Annotated in this window: 18 protein-coding genes and 1 tRNA gene; 15 read left to right on the top strand and 4 right to left on the bottom strand. The window is 34.1% G+C overall.

All coding sequences use genetic code 11. The features are described from left to right. The first annotated feature begins 135 nt into the window (after window positions 1-135). The 6 genes from GQR98_RS05785 to GQR98_RS05760 all read left to right on the top strand — a co-directional run bounded on the left by GQR98_RS05785 (window position 136) and on the right by GQR98_RS05760 (window position 8,036). On the top strand, window positions 136-537 hold the full coding sequence (locus GQR98_RS05785) for a response regulator (RefSeq protein WP_159018677.1): 402 nt from the start codon (window positions 136-138) through the stop codon (window positions 535-537). A 5-nt stretch (window positions 538-542) separates the two neighbouring features. Continuing rightward, on the top strand, window positions 543-3,239 hold the full coding sequence (locus GQR98_RS05780; protein WP_159018676.1) for a TonB-dependent receptor domain-containing protein: 2,697 nt from the start codon (window positions 543-545) through the stop codon (window positions 3,237-3,239). Between the two features lie 37 nt (window positions 3,240-3,276). Further along, the gene (locus GQR98_RS05775; RefSeq protein ID WP_159018675.1) at window positions 3,277-5,040 is read left to right on the top strand and encodes a YfiR/HmsC family protein; all 1,764 of its coding nucleotides are present in this window, start codon (window positions 3,277-3,279) and stop codon (window positions 5,038-5,040) included. A gap of 221 nt (window positions 5,041-5,261) precedes the next feature. Next, entirely contained in the window at window positions 5,262-5,693 is a 432-nt protein-coding gene (locus GQR98_RS05770; RefSeq protein ID WP_042496118.1) for a TerB family tellurite resistance protein, read from the top strand. Between the two features lie 148 nt (window positions 5,694-5,841). Next, window positions 5,842-7,617 carry a tetratricopeptide repeat protein gene (locus GQR98_RS05765; RefSeq protein ID WP_159018674.1) on the top strand — a complete coding sequence of 592 codons (1,776 nt, stop codon included), beginning with the start codon at window positions 5,842-5,844 and terminating at the stop codon, window positions 7,615-7,617. Window positions 7,618-7,712: 95 nt separating this feature from the next. Beyond that, window positions 7,713-8,036: a DUF4286 family protein gene (locus tag GQR98_RS05760; RefSeq protein WP_159018673.1), complete on the top strand. Its 324-nt coding sequence runs from the start codon at window positions 7,713-7,715 to the stop codon at window positions 8,034-8,036. A gap of 72 nt (window positions 8,037-8,108) precedes the next feature. Here the strand turns inward: GQR98_RS05760 and pheS are convergent, their stop codons facing one another. Both pheS and GQR98_RS05750 read right to left on the bottom strand, forming a co-directional pair. Next, complete coding sequence (pheS, locus tag GQR98_RS05755; protein ID WP_159018672.1) at window positions 8,109-9,128, bottom strand: phenylalanine--tRNA ligase subunit alpha; 1,020 nt, start codon at window positions 9,126-9,128, stop codon at window positions 8,109-8,111. A gap of 90 nt (window positions 9,129-9,218) precedes the next feature. Further along, window positions 9,219-9,623, bottom strand: coding sequence for a lipocalin family protein (locus tag GQR98_RS05750; protein WP_159018671.1), 405 nt, complete (start codon window positions 9,621-9,623; stop codon window positions 9,219-9,221). 471 nt (window positions 9,624-10,094) lie between these two features. Here GQR98_RS05750 and GQR98_RS05745 point away from each other — a divergent pair, with 471 nt between their 5' ends. From GQR98_RS05745 to GQR98_RS05735, 3 genes are all read left to right on the top strand, one after another. After that, on the top strand, window positions 10,095-10,664 hold the full coding sequence (locus GQR98_RS05745) for a hypothetical protein (RefSeq protein WP_317164218.1): 570 nt from the start codon (window positions 10,095-10,097) through the stop codon (window positions 10,662-10,664). A 3-nt stretch (window positions 10,665-10,667) separates the two neighbouring features. Beyond that, a complete protein-coding gene (locus GQR98_RS05740; RefSeq protein WP_159018670.1) occupies window positions 10,668-12,086 on the top strand; it encodes a flotillin family protein in 1,419 nt (472 codons plus the stop codon). 235 nt (window positions 12,087-12,321) lie between these two features. Then, entirely contained in the window at window positions 12,322-12,795 is a 474-nt protein-coding gene (locus GQR98_RS05735) for a DUF2007 domain-containing protein (RefSeq protein WP_159018669.1), read from the top strand. Here GQR98_RS05735 and GQR98_RS05730 read toward each other — a convergent pair. Next, complete coding sequence (locus GQR98_RS05730; protein ID WP_159018668.1) at window positions 12,759-14,267, bottom strand: PLP-dependent aminotransferase family protein; 1,509 nt, start codon at window positions 14,265-14,267, stop codon at window positions 12,759-12,761. The two genes, GQR98_RS05735 and GQR98_RS05730, sit on opposite strands and share 37 nt — an antisense overlap. 70 nt (window positions 14,268-14,337) lie before the next feature. Here GQR98_RS05730 and GQR98_RS05725 point away from each other — a divergent pair, with 70 nt between their 5' ends. The 3 genes from GQR98_RS05725 (at window position 14,338) to GQR98_RS05715 (ending at window position 18,011) form a co-directional block, all read left to right on the top strand. Then, window positions 14,338-16,158, top strand: coding sequence for a TonB-dependent receptor plug domain-containing protein (locus GQR98_RS05725; protein WP_159018667.1), 1,821 nt, complete (start codon window positions 14,338-14,340; stop codon window positions 16,156-16,158). A 39-nt stretch (window positions 16,159-16,197) separates the two neighbouring features. Next, the gene (bioB, locus tag GQR98_RS05720; protein ID WP_159018666.1) at window positions 16,198-17,292 is read left to right on the top strand and encodes a biotin synthase BioB; all 1,095 of its coding nucleotides are present in this window, start codon (window positions 16,198-16,200) and stop codon (window positions 17,290-17,292) included. A gap of 269 nt (window positions 17,293-17,561) precedes the next feature. Then, entirely contained in the window at window positions 17,562-18,011 is a 450-nt protein-coding gene (locus GQR98_RS05715) for a DUF3157 family protein (protein WP_159018665.1), read from the top strand. Window positions 18,012-18,106: 95 nt separating this feature from the next. Here the strand turns inward: GQR98_RS05715 and GQR98_RS05710 are convergent. Next, window positions 18,107-18,186: transfer RNA gene (locus tag GQR98_RS05710), tRNA-Leu, on the bottom strand. A gap of 146 nt (window positions 18,187-18,332) precedes the next feature. Here GQR98_RS05710 and GQR98_RS05705 point away from each other — a divergent pair. From GQR98_RS05705 to pth, 3 genes are all read left to right on the top strand, one after another. Then, window positions 18,333-19,274, top strand: coding sequence for a ribose-phosphate pyrophosphokinase (locus GQR98_RS05705; RefSeq protein WP_042496101.1), 942 nt, complete (start codon window positions 18,333-18,335; stop codon window positions 19,272-19,274). Window positions 19,275-19,330: 56 nt separating this feature from the next. Beyond that, window positions 19,331-19,945, top strand: a complete 615-nt coding sequence (locus tag GQR98_RS05700; protein ID WP_159018664.1) for a 50S ribosomal protein L25/general stress protein Ctc — start codon at window positions 19,331-19,333, stop codon at window positions 19,943-19,945. A gap of 316 nt (window positions 19,946-20,261) precedes the next feature. Further along, entirely contained in the window at window positions 20,262-20,828 is a 567-nt protein-coding gene (gene pth / locus GQR98_RS05695) for an aminoacyl-tRNA hydrolase (RefSeq protein WP_233268085.1), read from the top strand. Window positions 20,829-20,837: the final 9 nt, after the last annotated feature.

Genomic DNA, 20,837 nt, shown 5'->3' with positions numbered 1-20,837 from the left:
TTAATATGTTTTTAAAATTAGACTCTTTTGTATTTTTTAATGAAATCTTTAGAAAGTTAAGGGCATATTGAGTAATTTGCATTTTTTATCTGAATAAGATGAGAATTTTCAAAAAAAAATAGCAAAAAACTCTCAATGGTCCCTTACCAATCTACGCTGCTTATCGATGATGATAAGTTTACTAATTTTTATAACGAAAAAATAGTAAAAAAACATAACACATTTAATTCTATACGGTCTGTGAATAGTGGAGCTGATGCGTTGGCTTATCTACAAAAAGCGATGGATGGTTTAGTTGAAAAACCGGAGGTTATTTTTCTTGATATTAATATGCCTGCAATGAATGGTTGGGAGTTTATAGAAGAATATAGTAAATTAGATAAAGAATTTACTTCTAGCATTAAGATTATTATGCTAACCACATCATCCAACCCAAATGATCAAGAAAAAGCAAAGGCTTCTTGCTTTATAAATGGTTATATTAACAAACCATTGTCTGTAACCCTTTTAGATGAAGCTTTGAATTTTGAGAAGTAGTCCACATGGAAAAAAGAATAATTCTATTAATATGCTTATTTGCTAGCATTACTATTTGTGCGCAAAATAGAGCTTCCGTACAAGGGAATGTTTCGGATGCTTTTGGTGCTTTGCCAGGAGCTTTAATTAGTGTTGAAGGTTACGAGGTACAAACAACTACCAACATAAACGGTGATTTTAAACTAGAACTTGAAGAAGGAGATTATGTTATAACAGCATCTTTCATCATGTATAATAGTAAAAGTAAGTCCGTCTCGCTAAAGGTTGGAGATAGTTTTACTACTGATTTCCGTTTAGAAACGGGGTTTTCTGCAGATGAACCCGTGTCTTTAGGGACGCGTTCTAAACCACAATCTGCTTTAGAGACTACAGTACCTATTGAGATTATAACACCCGAAGAAATAAGTAATTCATCTCATTTTGAATTAGGTGAATTGTTACAGTTTTTAGTGCCATCATTTCATTCTACACAACAAACGGTTTCCGATGGAACAGACCATATCGATCCGGCAACTTTACGAGGTTTAGGACCAGATCAACTTTTGGTTTTAATAAACGGAAAGCGTCGCCATACATCGTCTATGCTAAATGTAAATAATACTATTGGTAGAGGTAGTGTGGGTACGGATTTTAATGCGATACCGGTATCTTCTATCGATCATATTGAAATTTTGAGGGATGGCGCAACTTCTCAGTACGGATCTGATGCTATTGCAGGAGTTATTAATATTGTTTTAAAGAAACAAACCGATGTTATCGATATTGATACAGGAACTAAAATCAATACAGAAAAAGATGGTGTGAACCATTATTTTAGCGGGAATTTTGGTTTAAAAATAGGTAATACAGGTTTTATAAATATTACCGGAGAGTTTAGAGATAGAGGAGCTACAAATAGAGCAGGCAACTATACCGGAAATGTTTATGTTGATAATGATGATGTTTTAGATAACCAATTGATAGAAGACAACGATTTTTTCTCTCAAACCGGTTATAAAAATCAACAAGTGATGGAAGTTGGTAGTGCTGCAACTAGAAACTCGGCTTTGGCATTTAATGGTGAATTATCACTTTTTGATAAGGCTAATCTTTACTTTTTTGGTGGTCGTAATTCTAGAGAAGGAACTTCAAAAGGGTTTTATCGTTTTCCTGGAGAAACCGATCGTGTTGTAGAAGAACTTCATCCAAATGGGTTTTCACCAGAAATATTAACAAACATTCAAGATGATGCTGTTACCTTCGGGATTCGAGGCGAAAAAAATGGTTGGGATATAGATTTTAGTCATTCCATGGGATCTAATAGTATCGATTTTACGGTAAATAATTCTAACAATGCATCTCTTGGTGTTATTTCACCTAGAACATTTAAATCTGGAGGCTATCAATACGAACTTAACACTACTAACTTAGATTTTAGTAGGCCTTTTGATGTTATGCAAGGCCTTAACTTGGCCTTTGGAGGTGAACTACGTGTGGAACGTTACGAGATTATTTCTGGAGAAGAAGATTCGTATATTAATGGTGATGTAATGTATGAAGATGAAAATGGAGAATTAAGACCTAAAATTATAGGTGCTCAAGTATTTCCTGGTATACAACCACAAGATGAACTTATTCGTTACCGTTCTAATGCTTCAGGATATGTAGATGTTGAATTGAAGCCTATTAAACCGATGCTTATAAAAGGAGCGTTTCGATATGAGTCTAACAACGATTTTGGAGAAAACTCGCTTTGGAAACTTTCTGCGCGATATAAGTTTGGTAAAAAGACTGCGTTGAGGTCTAGTTATTCTACAGGTTTTAGAGCGCCATCTATGCACCAAGTGTTTTTTCAAAAAATTAGCACACAGTTTTTTGATGGGGATATTAGTCAGGTCGGTACGTTTAACCATGAAAGTACTTTGGTAACCGATGCTTTTGAGGTAAGCAAGCTTAAACCAGAATTATCAAAACATTTTAGCCTTGGTCTAAGTACTAAAATAGAAAATAAATACACGCTTTCTTTTGATTATTATAATATCAATATTGAAGATCGAATTGTGCTGTCAGGACAGTTTGATGAGGGGTACGAAGATTTGTTGGCGCCATTTAATGTTACGGCTGCTCAGTTTTTTGCCAATGCGATAGATTCTAGAACTAATGGTGTAGAAATGTCTTTCCATTACAAAAATCAAATAGGAGCAGGTAAATTAAGCGGAAAGGTTTCGGCTAATTTTACTGAAACCAAAGTGACTAAAGTAAATAGAAGTAATATTGTAGACAGTGATATTGAATCTTTATTTAACAGAGAAGAGCGTTCTAGAATAGAGTCTGCTCAACCAAAAGTGAAGGTGAACTCGTATTTGAATTATGAAATTAATGATTTTAAATTCAATTTAGTGGGTACTTATTTTGGGAGCGTAATGTATATTCACCCAGATGATGGTGATTCAAATAATTGGGAGCTTAATGAGTTTACTGGTAATGTTGAAACTCGTGATCAAAAATTCGATCCAAAGTTTGTAACCGATTTGTATGTAACGTATAATTACGAGAATTGGCTACAAGCAACAGTTGGGTGTAATAATATTTTTGATGTATACCCAAACAAGCACACACACTCGGCTAATACGGTAAATGGAAGTTTGGTTTACAGTAGGCGTGTGCAGCAATTTGGTGTAAATGGCGCCAACGTATTTGCTAAAATATTGTTACGTTTATAATGTTATGAAATCTAATGTTTTAATAAAATATGCTTTAATGCTGTTGTGCCTAATGGCTATGCAAGCATATGCCCAAAACACAGATAACGAGCAGGTAAAACGAGTTAAGCGCGCTATTGTTATATTCAATGTTGCAGAACAAACACTTTATGGTGATACGCATGCAGACCCAAATTTTGTTATTGGGGTTTTGGGTAAAGACCGCACTATTATAGATTTAAAAAGCTTAGCGCAAAAAAGGCAAATTAAAAATAAGCCAGTTAAAGTGGTTAGTTTTAGTAGTGTAAAAGATATTGAAAACGTAGATGTTGTTTACACTAATTATGATAAGAATTTTGATATTTCGTATGTTTTAAATAAAATATCGAGCAGTAATACTTTACTTATTACGGAGAATTATCCTTATAATTCTTCTATGATTAATATTGTTAATGTTGGTAATGATTTTCAATATGAAATTAACGAGAAACTTATGCGACGCAGTAATATTGCAGCACACTATAATCTTCGTGAAAATGCTATTTCGTCTATAGAAAAATGGAAACAGTTGTTCCAAAACGCTGAAAATACTCTAGCTGAAACCAAAGATAAATTATCTGAAGTAGAAGGTAGTATTAAGTTTAAAGATGAGGAGATTAAAGGCCAAAAACAAGCTATAGGCGATAAAGAAAATTTATTAAAAAATAAAAATAAATCTTTAGAAAATCAAGAGAATGAAATTAAGGAACTTATATCGCTTTCTGAACTTCAAAAGAAAAAATATTCCGATAAATTAATTATCGAAAGCGAGCTAGAGCAACGTATTTTAAAGCAGGTAGATTCGCTTAAAAACAAGCAAGAACAAATTGCGCTGAGTAATAGTGAGATAGAAAAGCAGAACATTATTCTTGTTCAACAAAGAGAAGATATACTTGATAAGGAGTTGAAAGCTAAAGAAATTAATAAAAAACTGAATACACAGCGTACAATTAATTACCTTTTATTAGCATTGGTGCTTTTTGCTGTAATATTGGTTTGGGTGATATTGAGAAATTACTATGGTACAAAGCGATTAAATACTGTTTTAAAGGAGAAGAACAACACGATATATAGCCAGTCTTTTACGTTAGCTTCTAAGAATAAAGAATTAGAAGAGTTTGCATACATTACAAGTCATGATTTAAAAGAGCCTTTGGCAACCATTTCTGGGCTTATTGCTTTGTTAAAAGATGATTATAAAGAAAAACTCGATGATGATGCGATGATGAGCATGGAGTTTATAGATAAATCTAGCGAACGGATGCGAACCCAGATAGACGATTTGCTGGAGTATTCTAAATTAGGTAAATCTAAAGAGAAAACTGAGATTGATTGTAATGATTTGCTAGGAGAAATAACGTTGGATATTTCGAATGCTATTACGCGCTTTAATGCCAAAGTAACCTACGGAAATTTACCGACTGTTTTGGGCAGTAAGGTTGAGCTTAGAGGGGTTTTTCAGAATTTAATAAATAATGCTATTAAGTTTAAAAAAGCAGATGTAGATCCTAAGGTAGTTATTAGTTTTAAAACCGTTATTTATGGCCCACAGAATAAAAACTTTTGGCAATTTGAGGTAGCAGATAATGGCATTGGTATTTCTCAAAAGCATAAAAGTAAAGTTTTCTCTATTTTCCAGAGGCTGCATTCTCGTGAAGAATATGAGGGAACAGGTATTGGTTTGTCTTTTTGTAAAAAAATAGTTGAGTCTTTAGGTGGGCAAATTTGGTTTGAATCTGAAGTGCATAAAGGCACCACATTTTTCTTTACTATACCTAAGTAGAGCAAAGGTTTTATAAAAAGTAAGCCTGCTATTTCTAGTAAATTTACATTGTTTTTTAAGTAGCGATTGCTGCGTTAGGGATTGAGGCGTTTGTTGAAGCTCCTCGAAGAGAGCGACTGCCGAAAGCCCGACCCTTGTGGTAAGGCCCAAATATTTGAAATTTCGGTTTATAATATTAAAAAAAATATGTAGGTTTGCATCACTTAAAAAAGAAAAAAGATATGTCGTTTTCAGATTTATTTGATAGTGGTTTTAAAAAGCGTAATGAGGATCATTTTGCTGCAATTGTAAGAATTGCAATGGATGACGGCGTGATTACAGTTGAGGAACAAGCGTTTTTAGAGCGATTAGCTCGTAATTTGGATATTGGTGAAGGTGACTTTAATTTGATATTAGAGGATTATAAATCGCACCCAATTAACCCTCCAACATCTTACGATCGTCGTTTAGAGCGTTTGTATGATTTAGCACGTATGGTTTATGTGGATCATATTAAGGGCGATCACGAAGAGATTTTACTTAGAAAAATAGCTTTAGGGCTTGGTTTTCATGCTGATAATGTAAAGTATATTGTGGATAAAGCATTAACTTTAGTTAATAGCGGTACAGATTTAGATGATTTTATTGATGCCATGAAAAAAATGAATCAATAATTATTTTATCTATGTTATATAATGTAAGCACCCTTTTTTAGGGTGCTTTTTTTATGTTATAGGGTTTGGTGTTCTGCGTATTGCAAGCCTAACATAAAAAACACCCAGGATAACAATAACACAAAAGCACATTTGTTATATTTACAACATGAGAATTTTTTTAATACTATGTTTGTTTATAAGCACGAATATTTTTTCGCAATCTGATATTTTAGCGAGGGAGTATTTTAAAAACGGTGACTTTAAAAAGGCTTTAGCTGAGTATAAAAAAATCTATGAAGGGCCATCAACAAGCTTAACAAATATAAATGCTATTGTAGAAACGCATCAGCAATTAGAGCAATATGCAGAAGCAGAAGCTTTTTTGTTAGAGGTGATGAAAGATATTGCGTATTCTGGATTTTTAGTCGATTTAGGCTATAATTTTCAGTTGCAAAAAGATACCGTAAATGCAAGGCTTCAGTATAATAAAGCTTTAGAAAGTATCGATTTACGGGCTAGTAATGTGTTTTCTGTAGCAAAGGTATTTCAAAATCATAGTTTGCTAGATGAAGCTATTTTGGCTTATGAAAAAGGTACGGCTTCAAACCCTAAATATAATTTTGATTTACAATTGGCTCAGTTGTATGGAGAGCAAGGTAAAGTTGAAAAAATGTTTACCAGTTATATAGATTATGTTGAGGCTAATCCGTTTACTGTAAATAACATCAAACGGTCTATCAACGATTTTATAAGTGAAAATAGTGACAATGAGAACAATATATTATTCCGAAAAATTTTATTAAAAAAAGCACAGCAAACTCCAGATTTGTTATGGAACGAGCTATTAAGTTGGTTGTTTGTGCAGCAAAAAGATATTAAAAAAGCATTTGTTCAAGAAAAGGCCATTTTTAATCGTCAGCCAGAAAGTTTAAACAGAATAGCCGATTTGGCGGTAATTGCAACCAACGAAAAAGCATACGAAACGGCTAAAGAAATTTACACATACCTTATAGAAAAAGCTCAAGATGCTGGCACACAGGTGTCGGCAAATTACCATTTATTACAACTAGAAGAGAAAGTAAGTTCTAAAGAAAATTACGAAGCTATTGAGGCTAAGTATTTAGAGTTGTTTGAAGAGTTTGGTTCGGTTTCTCAAACCTTAAAACTTCAAATTGCTTACGCGCATTTTTTAGCATTTTATAAGAATGAAACAACTAAGGCGACTTCCTTTTTAGAAAAGTCTTTAAAACTATCTTTAACAGAATTTCAGAAGGCTGAGGTGAAGTTGGAATTGGGTGATATATTGGTGCTTCAAGAAAAATTTAATCAAGCTTTAATTTATTATACGCAAATTCAACGAAGCTTAAAAAACAGTGAAATATCTCAAGAAGCCAGGTACAAAGTTGCAAAAACAAGTTATTATAAAGGTGATTTTAAGTGGGCAGAATCTCAATTAAAAATTTTAAAAGCATCAACATCGCAATTAATCGCTAATGATGCATTAGACTTGAAGCTGTTAATAACAGATAATAAATATGAAGATTCTCTACAAACTGCGCTAAAACTCTATGCTAAAGCCGATTTATTGGCCTTTCAGAATAGAAATGATGAAGCTATTAGTTTGTTAAGCGAGGTTTTGGCTGCGCATAAAACGGAGCCTATAATTGCTCAGGCTTTGTACAAGCAGGCAGAATTATTTGAAGGAAAACAACAATTTGAAAAAGCTGAGAGTAACTATAAATCTATAATTGAAAATTATGGAGAAGGTATTTTAATTGATAATGCCTTATTTAAATTGGCTGAATTGTACATGAATTACTTAGAGCAGCCGGATAACGCCAAGCCGCTTTACGAAGAGATTATTTTTAACCATCCCGATAGTATTTATTTTGTTGAAGCACGAAAGAAATTTAGAGCTTTACGTGGCGATGCTATAAACTAATCTCAAAGCTTAATCTACGCGATTTTAACAATAAACCAAGAGTAATTTGGGTATTGTAACTAGGAGCTTTAATTTTGCGGCTTTAAATAGAAACTATGATAATATATAACGTAACTTCAAACATCGACGAGTTTATAGAAGCTGAATGGTTAATCTGGATAAAAGAGCATATTCCGCAAGTTTTAGGAACAGGCAAGTTTGAAAAGGCAACGCTTAGTAAAGTTTTGGTAGAAGAAGATATTGAGGGTGTAACTTACTCGGTGCAATACCGATCGTATTCTCGTGAAGCTTTAGATGCTTATTACCGAGACGATGCCGATAAATTTAGAATGGAAGGGCTTAAGAAATTTGCTGATAAAGTGCTTTCATTTCGTACTGAACTAGAAATAGTAGATGAGTATACGGTTAATTTTAAGTAATAAAAACCGAGCATAAAAAAGCCTATAAATTTAAATTTATAGGCTTTTTTATGTTTTAAAATATCTTGTTTATTATAAAGCGCTCTTAAATTGCTCTAAGAAACGTACATCATTTTCACTTAATAAACGAATATCACCAATTTGGTGCAGTAGCATTGCAATTCGGTCTATTCCAACACCAAAAGCAAAACCAGAATATTCAGTAGAATCAATTTTACAGTTTTCTAAAACGTTTGGATCTACCATGCCGCAACCTCCAATTTCTAACCAACCTGTTCCTTTTGTTATTTTATAATCTGTTTCTGTTTCTAAACCCCAGTATACATCAATTTCTGCACTTGGTTCTGTAAACGGAAAGTATGATGGACGTAAACGAATTTCGCTTTTCCCAAACATCTCACTTGTAAAATGTTGTAGTGTTTGTTTTAAATCAGCAAAGCTTACATCTTTATCAATATATAAGCCTTCTAATTGGTGGAAAAAACAATGAGAACGCGCAGAAATAGCTTCGTTTCTGTATACACGACCAGGAGAAATAGTTCTAATTGGTGGTGTATTGTTTTCCATATAACGTACTTGTACCGAGCTGGTGTGCGTGCGTAATAAAATATCCGGATCGGTTTGAATAAAAAATGTATCCTGCATATCACGAGCCGGATGGTATTCTGGCAAGTTTAATGCTGTAAAGTTGTGCCAATCGTCTTCTATTTCTGGACCTTCACTTACATTAAATCCAATGCGAGAAAAGATATCTATAATTTGATTTTTTACGATAGAAATAGGGTGGCGTGCACCTATTTGAACTGGTGCTCCCGGTCTAGATAAATCGCCGTAAATACCTTTTACTTCTTCGGTGCTTTCAAGTTCTGCTTTTAGAGCGTTTACTTTATCCTCAGCTGTTTTTTTAAGTTTATTTATGGTTTGGCCAAATTCTTTTTTTTGGTCGTTTGCCACATTTTTAAACTCTGCAAAAAAGTCGTTTAATAACCCTTTTTTACCTAAATATTTTATTCTAAATGCTTCTACCTCGTCTTTCGATTGTGCTTTAAAAGATTCAGCTTCGTTAATAAGTTCTTTAATTTTATCTATCATGACCTGTTCAAAATGTGCGCAAATTTAATGATTTTATAAATAAAAAACGCCTTCAATTGAAGGCGTTTGTATTATTTAACGATAAGAAAATTAATTTTTGATATATACATCTTTGTATGTGTCCGATCCATCTTCATCAATAAAATAAAATGTATTGCCAGAAAAAATAATGGTTGCTGTACTTGTATAGTTATCTTCATCATCTGTAAACTCGTAAATATTGTCACCTAGATTTACCCAAGTTCCGGTTGATTCATAGTCAAGAGAACAAACATCATCTTCGTTTTCGTAATAGCCTTTTGTAGAGAAGGTTCCGTCAGCATTAAAGATTATTTCATCTTGTTTCTCACAAGTATCAAGTTCGTATTCTTCATCATTTTCAAAACTTTGGTAATAATTCCATATTCCAATAATTGAATCTTGAGAATCGTCGTCACTACTACATGAGCTAAAGGTTAATGTAATAACGCTTAAAAGTAAAATTAATTTTTTCATTTTTGATTTGGGTTTTTAAATTTAAGAAGCGAATATATAAAAAATACCGACTATCTGTGTGTTTTGTCTGTTTAAATGTGTTTTTTAGTGGTTTTAATAAAAAAGCAAGTGCGTTCTAATAGGTGTTTTTTAGTGCGAATAAGTTAGTGCTGCCAATATTTTTCGGGTGTGTGTATTTTAGAAATAACACCTATTTTAGAATGTTGTTGTAACAAAACATCAATATGAGCTACTTATAAGGAGTAGTTAGGTCTTGCTTTTTGAATGTGTGGGATTTTAAATATCGAATGAACTCTTTAAAGATCAATAGTTTGTTTTTTGAAATTAAAGACCTCGAAACGGATTGAAAAACACACTTATTATCGTTGTAGTGTTTAGAGGGAATGCAGTTTTTATTATACTTTCAAAATAAATTGTTCGATCGTAAAAAAGGTATTACATTTAATTATTAATTTTTTTAAATCTAAAATTATGGAGTGGTTTTACAGCTTGGCGCTTTTTACACAAATTTATTGGGGCATTGCATTAATTGGCTCTTTTATTTTTGTAATCACCATTGTAACCACGTTTATTGGTGGCGATTCGGGAGATTTAGATACCGATGCCGAAATTGAAGCCGATACTGGTATTGGGTTTCAGTTTATAACCTTTAAAAACCTTGTTGGCTTTTTCACCCTTTTTGGTTGGAGTGGTATTGCGTGTATTGATGCAGGCTTCTCTAAACCAATAACCGTAATGGTTTCCATTCTTTGTGGTTTAGCCATGATGGCGGTAATGGCTGCCATGTTTTATTTTATGCAAAAACTAAACCATAGCGGGACTTTAAAAATGAAAAATGCTATTGGTAGTGTTGGCGAAGTGTATTTAACCATTGGTGCTAAACGCTCAACTATAGGTAAGGCTCATGTAAGAGTGCAAGGTGCTTTAAGAGAACTTGAAGCTTTAACAGACTCGGAAACAGACCTTAAATCTGGATCAGTAATATCGGTAAGAGAAGTTACCACAAACGGAATATTAATTGTAGAACAACTAAATAAATAACACATGCTATCACTTTTTGTACAGGAGAACCTTCAATTGGGTTTTCCAATCGCTGTAATTGCAGCTATTTTATTCGTATTTTTATTTTTTATCGTATTAGTTAGGCGCTATAAACGCTGTCCTTCAGATAGAATTTTAGTAGTTTATGGTAAAGTTGGCGGTGGGCAATCGGCAAAATGTATCCATGGTGGTGCAGCTTTTATTGTGCCTGTAATTCAAGATTACGAGTTTCTAGATTTAACACCTATTTCTATTGAGGTGAATTTAGTAAACGCCCTTTCTAAACAAAATATTCGTGTAAACGTGCCATCACGTTTTACAATTGGTGTTTCTACCGAGCCTGGAGTTATGCAAAATGCTGCGGAACGTCTTTTAGGTTTAGGTCAAAATGAAATTCAAGATTTAGCACAAGAAATTATATTCGGTCAGTTACGTTTAGTAGTGGCTTCTATGGATATTGAAGAAATTAATAATGACCGTGATAAGTTTTTAACTAATATTTCTCAATCTGTAGAAACAGAATTAAAGAAAGTGGGTTTAAAACTAATTAACGTAAATATCACCGATATCGTTGATGAGTCTGGTTATATTGAAGCTTTAGGTAAGGAAGCTGCGGCACACGCAATAAATGCAGCACGTAAATCGGTTGCCGAAAAAACTAGAGATGGTTCTATTGGTGAAGCGAATGCGGTACAAGATGAAAGAACTCAGGTTGCTGCTGCAAATGCACAAGCGGTTGAGGGTGAAAATAAGGCGAAAATTGCTGTTGCAAATTCCGATTCTTTACGTCGTCAACGTGAAGCAGAAGCAGAACGTGTAGCAAATGCTTCAGAAAAAGTACAAAGTGCAAAAGCTTTAGAGGAATCTTATGCTGCGGAACAATTAGCGGAAACTGCGAGGGCTGAACGTGAGCGTTCTTCTCAAATGGCAGATATTATTGTACCAGCGGAAATTGATAAAAAGAAAGTTGAAATTGATGCTGAAGCGGAAGCTGAAAGAACAAGACGTCGCGCTAAAGGTGAGGCTGATGGTATTCTTTTTAAAGCGCAAGCAGAAGCACAAGGTTTATATGAAGTATTAACGAAGCAAGCTGCCGGTTTAGATCAAATTGTGAAGGCTGCCGGAAATAACTCTAAAGACGCTGTATTGCTTTTAGTTGCTGATAAATTACCAGAATTGGTAAGAATGCAATCGGAAGCCATTAAAAATATTAAAATTGATAAGGTTACTGTTTGGGAAAATGGTGGCGGAAAAGATGGAAAATCGTCAACAGCTAATTTCCTTTCTGGTATGTACAAATCTGTACCACCTTTACAAGAAATGTTCGATATGGCTGGTATGCAATTACCAGAGTATTTAAAAGGGAAAGATGTTGAAGCTGCTGAGGTAGTTTCTGAAAAAAATAATACCTCAGAGAAGTAATTAAAGATTAATCTTTATAAAACTAAAAAGCCCAATAATCTATTTTGATTTTTGGGCTTTTTTTTAAGACTATTTATAGCTTTAGCTGTTTTTAAAAAGAGAAATTATCCTCTAAAACTTATTATGTAAGCGATGTTTTAGATGAAATTATTCAAGGTGTAAAAGTTGACTTTTTTAGTTGTATCTTGCATGTTGTTAGTGTTTAAGCTTTTTTAAACTTGAATAAATTATTAATATGATCGATACTTTTAAAACCATAGCTAGATTTCAATATTCCACCGAAGCACAAATTATAAAAGGTCGTTTGGAGGCCGATGGTATTCAAGTGTTTTTATTCGATAACCTTACTATAGATACCGATCCTTTAGTAAGTAATGCTATTGGTGGCGTAAAACTGAAAGTATTATCGTATCAAGCTGAAGAAGCCGAACATATTTTAAAATCGATAAACAAATTCTCTTTAGATAACCAAGGCAATGCCATAAAATGCCCGAATTGTAAAAGTGATAAAATTGAACTTTATTCCACAATAAAGGATATTAAAGCGCTTTTTGCCTTTGTTTTTGCTTTCATCACTAATATTATCACATCTGCTTTGCCAATTTATACAAAACATAAATACAGATGTGAAGCTTGTAAAACGGAATTTGATATAGAGAAAGTGGCTCCTATTTATGTTGTGCCAGATGCAGGACCCACAATGTCATAAGCGGTTTTTAAAGTTTTAATTGCAGTCTCTAATTCTTCTTCATTGAGCTGTCCAAAACCAAAACGGATAGCGCAAGTATCTTTGTCTTGATAAAGTATTGTTTTTGGAAGAAATAAGTTGAGTTTTTCTGATGCTTCAGCCAATTTCACCAAAGAAATTTTATTGCTAAATCGCAACCATATTGCTAAGCCACCCGATGGTTTTTCCCAAGTAATAATATTTTTAAAATATGTGGTTAAGTGTTCACATAAACAATCGCGCCTTTCCTTATAAGTTACAATGTTTTTTTTTAGCAGTCGGTATATTTCACCTTCATGAATTAACTCGGCGAGTATTTGCTCTTGTATCATGTCGCCTTGCTTGTCTAGTAATTGCAAATAGTTTTTTGCTTCAGAAATTAAACTTTCAGGAGCCACTACAAATCCCGTTTGAAAACTAGGGAATAGTGATTGCCCTAGTTTTCCTAAATAAACCACCATACCATTACCATCGGCACTTGCCATAGGTAACATGGCAGAACCGTTATACTGAAAATCGTAATCGTAATCGTCTTCAATAATAGCAAATTTGTAGGTTTTTGCTAGTTCTAATAGTTTTAATCGGCGCTCGGCACTAAGCGTTACTGTAGTTGGGTAATGCCTATGTGCACAGATGTATATAAAGCGAATACTACCTTTTATAAAATGAGTTCTTATGTAATCGACGTCTAAACCGTTTTCGTCTACCGGAATTGTTTTTATGTCTGCTCCAGCTTGCTGAAAAATCATATTTGAAGCATAGTTACTTAAGTGGCCCACCAAAACAACATCCTTAGGTTTTATTAAAAGCTGAGAAACAATATACAAACTCATTTCTGTACTTCGCGTACTTATAAGGTTGTTTGGCTTTATATGAAACCCTCTAGTGGCGTTTAAATAATTACAGAGTTGAGTTTCAAATTTTGAATAGGATACCGCTGTGGTTTGGTTCCATTTTGAAATTAATGATTTCCGTTTCATGGCGGCACTATACCATCTAGAAAATTCGTGAACCGGATGCAGCGTTAAATCTGGGTTGCCATCGTTTATGCTATATTCTGCCTTTGTAGTTTGTAATGTAGAAGCTAAATTAAATGATGTTTGAAAAGGAAAACCGGCAGTTTTTGGGTATTGATAAACTTGGTCTATTTGGTGAGCTGTAGCTTTTATAGGTGCTGTTGCTTGTTCCGGAACCAAAATAAATGTGCCTTTGTTGGGTATTATTTCTACCCAGCCTTGTGAGGCTAGCTCATCGTAAACAGCTACTACGGTGTTTCTGTGGATTTTTAATTTCTGACTTAAAACACGGGTTCCTGGTAATGCTGTTCCTATGGATAAATAACCGCGCTGAATAGCATTTATAATTTGCTGAGCTATTTGAATGTATACGGGTTGCGACGTTTTTTTTTCAAATTGTATTAATTGCTGTAAGAGATTACTAACCGGACTATTCATTGTTTTAAAACTGGACTACTTAACTCGTCCGGAAAGTTACGACTTTTGCAGCGTTATAAACAAAACTTTTATGAAAACTACATTCGCTTTAACTGCTTTTATTATGTGCACATTTATCTCGCATGCACAACAAGAGCAACAAAAACAAGACTTAGATACTATAGTTGTAGCGTCGACAAGAATAAACCTTCCTTTTAAGGAAAACTCAAGAACTATAAATATTATTTCAGCGGAAGCTATTAAAAATAGTGCTGCCAATAACATAGCCGATTTATTGCAACAAGTGGCTGGTATAGATGTAAGGCGTCGTGGTACTGGTGGAAGTCAGGCCGATTTATACATTAGAGGCGGAAGTTTTGATCAAACGCTTTTACTTATAGATGGTGTTAAAATGAATGATGTACAAACAGGGCATCACACCATGAATGCCGCTTTACCAATAGAGGTTATTGAGCGTATTGAAATTATTAAAGGTCCTGCTGCCCGTATATTTGGGCAAAATGCTTTTAACGGTGCTATTAATATTGTTACTAAAAAAGAATTAAACAATACGGTTTCTGTTAAAGCGGAAACAGGTTCGTTTGGTCAGTTAAACGCTGGTGTTACTATTGCTACAGATTTAGAGAATTCATCGCATATTGTGCATGTCGACAAAATGTCTTCGGCTGGTTATCGATACAATACCGATTACGATAATAGTAACTTTTTTGTAAAAAGTGTATTCAATAAAGACAAAAAAGCTATTGAAATGATCGCTACTTTTCAAGAGAGAAAGTTTGGTGCTAATGGTTTTTATGCAAGAGAAAGTGGAACTGATCAATATGAAGAAACTCAAAACAGCTTAATTGCGTTTTCTACACAGTTTAAAACTGAAAACTTAACAATTAAACCACGTATTTACTGGAAACGAAACCAAGATGAATATGTGTATTTACGTAATGATCCAACGGTTTATAGAAATTTACATATTTCTAATAAAATAGGAGCTGAGGTTAACGGGTCTTATAGATCAAAAGCTGGTATTACAGGTTTTGGAATCGATATGTCTGAAGATTTTATTACTAGTAATAATTTAGGAGATCGCGATCGATTTATGACGACCTTGTTTTTGGAACACAAATTCAAAGTTCTTGATGATAAACTAGATATTACGCCTGGTGTTGCTGTTACTTATTTTTCAGATTTCGATTTTTATGCCTTCCCTGGTTTAGATGTTGGCTACAAAATAAGTGATGCCGTAAAGGCTTATGGTAACATTGGTTATACTTATAGAATACCGACGTATACCGATTTGTTTTACAATGATCCAAGTACAGCTGGAAATCCAGATTTAGAGGTTGAAGAAGCTTTTGCACAAGAAATTGGAATTAAATATTTTTCACCAAGGTTTTCTGGTTCTGTGGCAATTTATAATAGAGACGCACAAAATCTAATTGATTTTATTCGTCCAAACACTACAGAAGCTATTTATACAGCAACCAATATTACAGATGTAAACACTAAGGGCGTTGAGGTTGATGCCGCTTATAATTTTAAATTAAATACGTTTAATCAAACACTGGCTGTGGGTTATAATTTTTTAGAAGATGACATTTTAAATCAGAATAAAGAATTATCGCGCTATTCTTTAAATACCTTAAAGCATCATTTTACAACACGTTTAAGCACGCAATTATTAAAAAATGTAAGTCATAATATTATTTACAAACATGCACAACGTACCACTGGTGATAGCTATAATGTTTGGGATGCATCTTTAGTTGTTAATGTAAAGCAATTAGAGTTTACTGTTACAGCGAATAATATATTTAATGCCGATTATATTGAAGCTGGTTTTGTACCTATGCCACCAAAAAACATCTTATTTGGTATGCGATATAGTTTAAATTAATTAAACGTTTTCTGTGATAGAGTGAAAAAAATGGAATCTATGAGCGATACAAAACACAATTGGACCAAAGAAGAAATTCTAGATATTTACAACAAGCCATTAATGGAGTTGCTTTACGAAGCAGCAACAGTACATCGAGTAAATCATGATCCTAATGTGGTGCAAGTATCAACTTTACTTTCTATAAAAACCGGTGGTTGTAGTGAAGATTGTGGGTATTGTCCGCAAGCAGCTCGATATCATACCAATGTTGAAGGAAATGATTTAATGTCTGTGCCACAAGTTAAAGCACAGGCTCTGCGTGCTAAGGCAAGTGGAAGTTCTCGTGTTTGTATGGGAGCGGCATGGCGCAATGTAAAAGATGGTGAAGAGTTTGATAACGTTTTAGAAATGGTACGTACCATTAATAAACTCGACATGGAGGTTTGTTGTACTTTAGGTATGATTACCGAAAACCAAGCGCAACGTTTGGCAGAAGCAGGTTTGTATGCGTATAACCATAATTTAGATTCTTCTGAGGAATATTATAAAGAAGTAATATCTACGCGTGGTTACCAAGATCGATTAGATACTATTGATAATGTGCGCAAAACCAATGTTACCGTTTGTAGCGGTGGTATTATTGGTATGGGAGAAGATATTAAAGATCGAGCAGGTATGCTTGTTGCGCTTTCTACATTAAATCCGCAACCAGAATCTACACCAATTAATGCACTTGTTGCTGTAGAAGGCACACCGCTTGAAGATGAGAAACCAGTTTCTATTTGGGAAATGATTAGGATGGTAGCAACCACTAGAATTGTTATGCCAGAAACCCAAGTGCGTTTAAGTGCAGGTAGAACGCAAATGAGTAGAGAAGGACAAGCTATGTGCTTTTTTGCTGGTGCAAACTCTATTTTTGCTGGCGATAAATTATTAACCACACCAAATCCTGATGTTAATGAAGACATGAAAATGTTTGAGTTATTAGGATTGAATCCTCAAAAACCTTTTACCAAAAAAGTACAACCACAAACTGTAGAAGCAACCGATTCTGAATTTGAATCTTTAGGTGAGAAACCAAAATGGACACGCCCAGAGCATAAAATTGAACGTAACGAATTGGCTAAAGAAAAAGGAAAATTGATTAAGTAGCGCTCTTTTTTAGAGGATAAATTTTATAAATAAAGTCTGTTGATAGCATGTTGAAGGTGTTATTAGCGGGCTTTTTTCGCGTTAGGGATTGCAGCGGTAGCTTTTGGCGAGGCGAGCATCGAGCCAAAACTTTTAGCGGAAAGCCCGACCCTTTTTGGGTAACGCTATAAATAGGATAAATAAAAATCTGTTTTTAAATTGATATTATTGTTTCTGTCTTTTGGTTTGAAAGCTGTATTTTTGAATACTATAATTACAATATCTATTTTATGAAAATCCTTGCTCTGTTCTTCTTTTTACTTGTATCATCTTTTGGTTTCTCGCAAACCGGTCAAATTGTAAAAACCGAGGACGGACGCCGTGTGTTTCTTAAAAACGATTATACTTGGGAGTATCTTGATGCTGTAGATTCAGAATCACAAACTGCTCTAATCGAATCGCTTAAATCAGCAGGTAAAAACGGATGTAATCTAGAAGCAGGTTACTTAGAGCCTAAGTTGGATGGTAAAATTCAATCGCAATTAAAACGCGGTCGTTCCTCTATGAGATATGTGAAAAAGAAAGTTGCTAAAGATCAAAACTGCTCGGTAGACGATGTTTTTTTATTATCTTTTTCTGAGCAAAAAAAGAAAGCGGTTTATCATTTTTGTGCAAATGGAACTGAGGTAACTTATAAACGCTTAGGGAATTCTATTATAAAGGCGTCTAAACTTTTTTAATTTAAGGTAATTGAAGTTTTCTTGTTTTTTCGGCAAAATATTGGCATAAAAAAACCGTAAAAAACTAAAATTAAGTTGTTTACGGTATTAAGAAGTACTCAAGGCGGGAATCGAACCCGCACTCCGAAGAATCGGATTTTGAATCCGACGTGTCTACCAATTCCACCACTTGAGCATTTGGAGCAGCAAAAATATAGATTTTTTCGATATATAACTCAAAAAATACGCATCAATATACATTTTAGGTAAAAATAAATCCATAAATTTGCAGCTTGTTTAAAACAAGAGATGTTTTTATCCCTATAAAACAACACATTAACCATGCCCATAGTAGTAACAGAAGCTAAAATTTTTGCGTGTACTCAAAGTAAAGTCCTTGGCGAGAAAATCGCTAAAGCATACGGAGCTAAACTAGGTAAAGTAATTACCTCAACTTATAGCGATGGAGAATTCCAACCGTCTTACGAGGAGTCTATACGTGGAGCACGTATATTTATCATAGGTTCAACAAACCCTGGTCCAGAAAACTTAATGGAAATGTTGTTAATGATTGATGCTGCAAAACGAGCATCAGCAAGACATATTACAGCAGTTTTACCATACTTTGGTTGGGCAAGACAAGACAGAAAAGACAAACCAAGAGTGCCAATTGCGGCAAAATTGGTAGCGAAAATGTTAGAAGCAGCAGGTGCAACACGTATAATCACTATGGATTTACATGCTGATCAAATACAAGGTTTTTTCGAAAAACCAGTAGATCACCTTTTTGCATCTACTATATTTTTACCATACTTACGCAGTTTAAATTTACCAAATTTAACCATTGCATCGCCAGATATGGGAGGTTCTAAAAGAGCTTATGCCTATTCTAAAGCGTTAAAAAGTGATGTAGTAATTTGTTATAAACAACGCGCAAAAGCCAATGTAATTTCACACATGGAACTTATTGGTGACGTAACAGGTAAAAACGTTGTATTGGTAGATGATATGGTTGATACAGCCGGAACACTAGCAAAAGCAGCCGATTTAATGATGGAGCGTGGCGCATTGAGCGTTAGAGCTATTTGTACACACCCAATTTTATCTGGTGATGCGTACAAGAAATTAGAAAACTCAAAATTAGAAGAACTTATTGTAACCGATTCTATTCCGGTAAAACCATTAAGCGACAAAATTCGTGTATTAAGTTGCGCAGATTTATTTGCTCAAGTTATGGATAAGGTACACAACAATACGTCTATCAGTTCAAGTTTTGTAATGTAATTTTTTCTGAAAAGGAAAACACAAATTAGAGTATTAATTAAATATATATATTAAAAATGAAATCAATTACAATCAACGGATCTCAAAGAGAAAGCGTAGGCAAAAAAGCAGCAAAAGCCTTACGTAATGCTGGTCAGGTTCCTTGCGTATTATACGGAGGAGACAAACCAGTACATTTTGCAGCAGCAGAATTAGCCTTCTCAAAACTAGTATACACGCCTAATGCGCATACAGTTGTGATTAATTTAGAAGGTGGTGAAACTTTTAGTGCAGTACTACAAGATATTCAATTTCACCCAGTAACAGACAATATCTTACACGTAGATTTCTACCAGTTATTCGAAGACAAAGAAATCGCTTTAGATATTCCTGTAAACTTAGTAGGAAACTCAAAAGGTGTTAAAAATGGTGGTATCTTACGTAGAAACAACCGTAAATTACGTGTTAAAGCGCTTCCAGCAAACCTTCCTGATTTTATTGAAGTAGATATTACTCCATTAAAAATTGGTGATAAAGTTGCCGTTAGCGAATTAGCAAACGAAAAATATACTTTCTTACATACTGATAACACAGTTGTATGTCAAATTAAAACTTCTAGAACAGCAGTTGTTGAAGATGACGAAGAAGAAGAAGGTGCAGAAGCTCCAGCAGCAGAAGCAACTCAAGAATAGAACATATTCACTTCAAAATACTAAAAAGCATTCTGTTAATTCAGGATGCTTTTTTATTTTTACACAAAATAATAATTTGGGCGTTACCCGAAAAGGGTCGGGCTTTACGCTGCAAGTCCTCGCTCCACCAATTACCATTGGTAAAGCTGTGGGCTTTTCACTGTAATCCCTAACGCAAAGGCAAACTTATTAACAATAGTTAGGCACGATAAGTTAGGTGTGTATTGGTTATGTTTGTTTAAAAGAAAACAATAAAATGTGGCAGTTTTTATTAAAAATATTTAGAAAAGAAAATAACATAGAAGCGCAAAATCCTATGAAAAAATATTTAATAGTTGGTTTAGGAAACATTGGAGCAGAGTATGCAAATACCCGCCATAATATTGGTTTTAAAGTATTAGATCACTTAGCAGCTCAAGAAGATTTAACCTTTACTACACAGAAATTAGGAGACCTTACAACCTATAAATTAAAAGGACGTACCTTTATTTTACTAAAGCCAAGTACCTACATGAATTTAAGCGGTAAAGCGGTACAATATTGGCTTACCAAAGAAAAAATTCCTTTAGAAAATCTATTAGTAATTACCGATGATCTTAATTTACCCTTTGGTAGTATTCGTGTAAAAGCAAAAGGTAGCGATGGTGGCCACAACGGGTTAAAAGATATCCAAAGCACATTAAACACTACAAAATATAACAGATTCCGTTTCGGGATTAGTGATGCCTTCAGTAAAGGTAAACAAATCGATTATGTTCTTGGCGAGTGGAGCGAAGAGGAAAACAAGACTATGAAAGAGCGTTTAAACAAGTCGGTAGAGCTTATTAAATCTTTCGGTTTAGCAGGAATGAGCAATACCATGAATAGTTTTAACGGTAAGTAAATTAGTTAT

Origin of the sequence: Algibacter sp. L3A6 (assembly GCF_009796825.1) — a bacterium.
GTDB lineage: Bacteria > Bacteroidota > Bacteroidia > Flavobacteriales > Flavobacteriaceae > Algibacter.
The sequence above is the reverse complement of the archived record's forward strand: the minus strand, read 5'-3'. Positions and strand labels throughout refer to the sequence as shown.

Coding starts and splice junctions, on each gene's coding strand:
- GQR98_RS05785 (WP_159018677.1), top strand. CDS start 136: ATGGTCCCTTACCAATCTACGCTGCTTATCGATGATGATAAGTTTACT.
- GQR98_RS05780 (WP_159018676.1), top strand. CDS start 543: ATGGAAAAAAGAATAATTCTATTAATATGCTTATTTGCTAGCATTACT.
- GQR98_RS05775 (WP_159018675.1), top strand. CDS start 3,277: ATGCTGTTGTGCCTAATGGCTATGCAAGCATATGCCCAAAACACAGAT.
- GQR98_RS05770 (WP_042496118.1), top strand. CDS start 5,262: ATGTCGTTTTCAGATTTATTTGATAGTGGTTTTAAAAAGCGTAATGAG.
- GQR98_RS05765 (WP_159018674.1), top strand. CDS start 5,842: ATGAGAATTTTTTTAATACTATGTTTGTTTATAAGCACGAATATTTTT.
- GQR98_RS05760 (WP_159018673.1), top strand. CDS start 7,713: ATGATAATATATAACGTAACTTCAAACATCGACGAGTTTATAGAAGCT.
- pheS (WP_159018672.1), bottom strand. CDS start 9,128: ATGATAGATAAAATTAAAGAACTTATTAACGAAGCTGAATCTTTTAAA.
- GQR98_RS05750 (WP_159018671.1), bottom strand. CDS start 9,623: ATGAAAAAATTAATTTTACTTTTAAGCGTTATTACATTAACCTTTAGC.
- GQR98_RS05745 (WP_317164218.1), top strand. CDS start 10,095: ATGGAGTGGTTTTACAGCTTGGCGCTTTTTACACAAATTTATTGGGGC.
- GQR98_RS05740 (WP_159018670.1), top strand. CDS start 10,668: ATGCTATCACTTTTTGTACAGGAGAACCTTCAATTGGGTTTTCCAATC.
- GQR98_RS05735 (WP_159018669.1), top strand. CDS start 12,322: ATGATCGATACTTTTAAAACCATAGCTAGATTTCAATATTCCACCGAA.
- GQR98_RS05730 (WP_159018668.1), bottom strand. CDS start 14,267: ATGAATAGTCCGGTTAGTAATCTCTTACAGCAATTAATACAATTTGAA.
- GQR98_RS05725 (WP_159018667.1), top strand. CDS start 14,338: ATGAAAACTACATTCGCTTTAACTGCTTTTATTATGTGCACATTTATC.
- bioB (WP_159018666.1), top strand. CDS start 16,198: ATGAGCGATACAAAACACAATTGGACCAAAGAAGAAATTCTAGATATT.
- GQR98_RS05715 (WP_159018665.1), top strand. CDS start 17,562: ATGAAAATCCTTGCTCTGTTCTTCTTTTTACTTGTATCATCTTTTGGT.
- GQR98_RS05705 (WP_042496101.1), top strand. CDS start 18,333: ATGCCCATAGTAGTAACAGAAGCTAAAATTTTTGCGTGTACTCAAAGT.
- GQR98_RS05700 (WP_159018664.1), top strand. CDS start 19,331: ATGAAATCAATTACAATCAACGGATCTCAAAGAGAAAGCGTAGGCAAA.
- pth (WP_233268085.1), top strand. CDS start 20,262: ATGAAAAAATATTTAATAGTTGGTTTAGGAAACATTGGAGCAGAGTAT.